Origin of the sequence: Paenibacillus allorhizosphaerae, from assembly GCF_042659105.1 — a bacterium.
Classification (GTDB): Bacteria; Bacillota; Bacilli; order Paenibacillales; family NBRC-103111; genus Paenibacillus_G; species Paenibacillus_G allorhizosphaerae.
In genome coordinates this window covers 1-4,315 of record NZ_JBHSRV010000050.1, presented here as the reverse complement: position 1 = coordinate 4,315, position 4,315 = coordinate 1, and the positions used below count along the sequence as shown (strand labels likewise).

4 protein-coding genes are annotated in these 4,315 nt (G+C 39.5%); all 4 read right to left on the bottom strand.

What is annotated here, in order from left to right; all coding sequences use genetic code 11:
• Nucleotides 1-285 precede the first annotated feature (285 nt).
• Nucleotides 286-945, bottom strand: coding sequence for a signal peptidase I (gene lepB / locus ACFQI7_RS37595; protein WP_218103609.1), 660 nt, complete (start codon nt 943-945; stop codon nt 286-288).
• 211 nt (nt 946-1,156) lie between these two features.
• Nucleotides 1,157-1,570 carry a hypothetical protein gene (locus tag ACFQI7_RS37590; protein WP_377518606.1) on the bottom strand — a complete coding sequence of 138 codons (414 nt, stop codon included), beginning with the start codon at nt 1,568-1,570 and terminating at the stop codon, nt 1,157-1,159.
• A gap of 215 nt (nt 1,571-1,785) precedes the next feature.
• Nucleotides 1,786-2,796 (bottom strand): S41 family peptidase, encoded by a 1,011-nt coding sequence (locus tag ACFQI7_RS37585; RefSeq protein WP_218103573.1) that lies wholly within the window; start codon nt 2,794-2,796, stop codon nt 1,786-1,788.
• A gap of 177 nt (nt 2,797-2,973) precedes the next feature.
• Nucleotides 2,974-3,867 (bottom strand): response regulator, encoded by an 894-nt coding sequence (locus tag ACFQI7_RS37580; protein WP_218103572.1) that lies wholly within the window; start codon nt 3,865-3,867, stop codon nt 2,974-2,976.
• Between the last annotated feature and the right edge of the window lie 448 nt (nt 3,868-4,315).

The window sequence follows — 4,315 nt, the reverse complement described above, 5'->3', positions numbered from 1 at the left end:
TTAGCAAGACCGGCCTCCACCCCTTGGACAGGTGTAACGAAGGAATGAAAGGGCTTGGACCCGTTGAGACATGGGAGTGAAAACCTCCGAGGGTGACGTGGAGAATGCGTGCAGTAAATGGAAATATATGGGTCGAGAACCTCCCCCCTTTATTTACGTACGCATTCATGTTGCCAAAGTCTATAGCGGGTCACTTTCCTGAAATTCATTCCTCATTACAAGGGGAGAAATCCTGCGAATTAGCGAGCATTCGTGAGAAAACTTAATCGTACCGAGGGAGTTCAATCAGTTACCGGCATACCCCAATACCTTTCCTTTGATTGTGGCAACAGGCAAAGGACCATAGATTTGACTGTCAATACTTCTCCACCACGTATCACCCATAACAAAGAGATGTCCTTCGGGAACTTTAATTTTTTCCATTCGCATGTTAAAGTATTCTTTCATGGTCTTCAGGCATGATTCACCACATTGAACTGAACCTGGCTTATTGACTATCTTAAAATATTCTTCTTCTTCGAGTCCCCAACTGAGAGCCTTACCATAGAAGGTATCTAGCCTTTTATCGTTAACATAAACTTTTCCTTTTTTAATTTCAATTTCTTCGCCTGGAAGAGCTATAACCCTTGCAATATTATACTCGGGCGGATTTAGTTGTGGATATTTGTTGTTATCAATTTTAGGTGTTTTATAGTAAATCACATCGCCCCGATTAATATTGTTTTGATTGAAATAGTTTGGGTCGACAGCTATTTTTCCTTTGTCTTTGGAGTTGTATTCTAAGTTCCTTCGCACCATTCCATCATTATGATTTTCAATAGCGATAAGGTCCTGTGTCATTACGACTGTCTTTGGCGACTCTTGAGTGATTAAATCAGTAATGCTTTGCTCTTCGCAACCTATAACGAATAGAAAAAGGAATACAATCGCAAGTGAATTCTTCATTGGAGTCCCCCCTAATTTCATAATACTCATTTAATACGGAGTGTTCCTTTTTAAACTCCAATAATTTCCTGAACATCTGCCATTATCAGAAATGGTTTATCCTTAAAGAAAATGAAAACGAATGGTGTTAATCCGCCCGAATGTTAAATAGGTTGCCCGAGTTGCCCACCCAGCCTGCTCCTTATGATACTATCGTTCTTCGTTTAATAAACTAATTTACTTTTTCATTTAAATATTTCCTCAAAATCTCGTCCACTGCCCAAAAAATGAATGAAATAATTGTGGAGGCAACTAAGAAATATAGGTCGAACATATTGAATTCAGTTAGATAAAATCTTGAATCAAGAACCATAATTAAATAAACAAAACAAATTCCAAAAAATAAATGTACAATTAATGAAAAGAATCCTCTTTTTTTGCCGCTAAACTGATTGTTTAATATATCGGAAAGCATTGATATAGGAACCCCGTATATAAGTGAAACTGGGATTGCAATTATATAAGTAAAGATTAACCCAGGTATTTCTTTTATTGTACTTCCTTCTATGAGCATAAAACAAAAACCCACAATCGGAGCTGATATTAAAATGGTACAAATAAAAGCCAATAATTTTCTTTTAAACACATAGTTCCCCCCTTATCAAAGACAAGGCAGTTCTTTTCATATTTAACGGTTATAATCAAGATTTTGTTGCTGTAAACTGCCCTTTAGCTTAACGAGGCCGCCCGATCGATTGATCCCGCGGCGGCCTCGTTAATGTGTTTTCTGCGCTATCTTTACCCGATAGCTTAAGCCGGACTCAGTCTAATACCTTGACATTTATTATTCTTGGTTTAACGTTACCCAACAATTGAAGCTGCATTAGTATTGTTCCGAATAGCTCGTTGGAGTTCATCCATTAACCGTTTTCCACCTGGGATCGGATTCTCAGAAATCCGTTTATGCTCACTTTGAAGCAATGTGGTGTAGGCTACTTCGAAAGCATGGTCTTGAGGAACTTCAATATCGGGGGTAACTCCTACTCCCTCCCAGTTCGTCTGAGTGATCGGGTTGATGGCACGGCCAAACGGAATGAACACTTCGAAGTCTTTGTTGATTCTGTGGAAGCCTCCTGGATGAGCCCCGCCTCCGGTTCGTTCTCCCACTATAATAGCTCGTCCCATCGTCTGCAAGTTGTAGGCAAACTCTTCCGCTGCGGAGAATGTTCTATTGCTGGTTAGGATGTACAACGGCTTGCTACCGCCGAATTTCTTCCCAGGCACATAGGGCAAGGTCCAAAATTGCTTGATCTCCTCGTTTTTTCTCAGGTAAAAGCTATTCAAGTGCTTCGGAGCTGGATCGAGCAAATAAGTTGTTAGAAAAGCTACCATATGAGGGTCGCCGCCAAAATTTTTCCTTATGTCAATGATCAGACAAGATGTGTTGGCAAGAAAGGTCATGGCACTGGCAGCGGTTTCCGCGGCATGTTCGGGCGACATAAACGCGTGAAATTCCAAAAGGCCAATATTGCCTTGGAGCCGCTCGATTCTAGTAAACCCGTAATTATCCAGTTGAATCATAGTCATAAAGTGATCTTCTGGTACTACATCTCTCCCCTCCGCATAATCCTCAGCTGGAGGCTTCTGCGGGTTATAGCGGACATTCAGATGCTTGTCTTTTGAAGTATTTTGTAGCTGGGAGGTTATTGTTTTGGCGAAAGTGGCAGGGTCAGTCATCTCCTCATACTCATTGTTGTTCAGTCGTTGCGTGAATTCCACTTGCATACGATGTGCAATGTCGGGAAATACATAATTTTGGATCAACAAAGTTGAAAGTGAGAGTATCGTTTCTTCTTGGGTTTGGCGCTCCATCTTAGCCCCTCCTAATTCAAACTTACCTTCAAATCAAAATTCGGTACTGTCGGCGGATTTCCTTTTTCTGTAATTCGTTTATCCCAATTGTCATCTTCCTTACCACACTATCGTATCCGTTAGTTGAGCAAGTATCATTTGGATGAAAAACCCCTACTCGATAGAATAGAGTCTTATTTAGGACTGATACTGCATGAACTCTTTTATTTCTTCACGAGTGTGTTCGTGATACTCCCGAGTACAAAGTTGAAGTACTTTTGAAATCATTTCTTGTGACATTGCTTCTTTATTTGTGTTGTCTTCTCCGAATTGTTCTTTTATTGCTTGGAATGTTTGTTCGTTAAAAGTAACATTTCCATCGTATATCCTAATTAAGGCATCAAGAATGGTTTCTTCTTGGAATGGTTTTACTATAAAGTCTCTCGCTCCTTCTTCAAGAATCTCAAAAATTACAGGCAAGAAGCCTTTAGCCGATAAAGCTAATATCTTTGCGTCTTTGTCCATCTCCTTTATTTTTGTCGTTGCAGTTATGCCGTCCATAATAGGCATATTAATATCCATGATAACAATGTCTGGTTTTTCATCAGCAAAATTGTCAACAGCTTGTTGACCGTTCTCTGCCGTAACAACGAGATAACCATGCTTTTCTAAGATTTCACCCAGAATTTGTCGCATAAAAGCTACATCATCAACTATCAAAATCTTTTTCGCACTCACTCCATTTTCATCCCCTTCTATCTCATTTATTCTTCGAATAACAGAAGCGACTGTCTTTTCAAGAGCGTTTTTTTCAATCTCAAGTTGTTGAAGCCTTGCACTTAAGGCTAGTTTTATCCTTTGTCTGTCCAAATACGCTCCATTATGTAGTAGTTCCCTGATGGCATCTAAACTGAACCCATATTGCTTAAGTTCAATTATTAATAATAGTTGGCTAATTTGCTCTTTTGAGTAGTACCTGTATCGGTTACTTTCTTCAACGTGTACGGGCTTTAGCAGGCTAATTTCGTCATAATACCTTAATGCATCGACTGATGTTTTAACGATTTTCGATATTTCGCCAATGGTATACACCCAACCCCTCCTTCTCAATATATTCCTCTGACAAGGACCATGATAAACCCTCGGGTAACTCTAAGGTCAAGCAATGTTTCAATATTTTTTTATGATTTAGAATGTTTCACTTCGTATCAATTCTTCCAAATGGCGACTTAATAAATGGCACCATCCTATGCTAAACTGCCCTTCAATGAAAAAAATGCCCCATAGCAACGGGCTACAGGGCTAAGGTTTTATATTAAAAAAGGGGGTCGACGATTAAATATGTATTATCTAATCAAAACTATTCGCCATAAATTATAATTTACCTTTGTTAATTGTTACACTATCCTGCCATTTAGCTTAATGAGGCCGCCCGATCACACCTACGGCGGCCTCATGATGATTGTGTTGAGCTATCGTTTCCCGCTAAATCCTGCTAGCTTAGCCTAATCAATATTATTGAGTTCCAGTCTTAATTGTT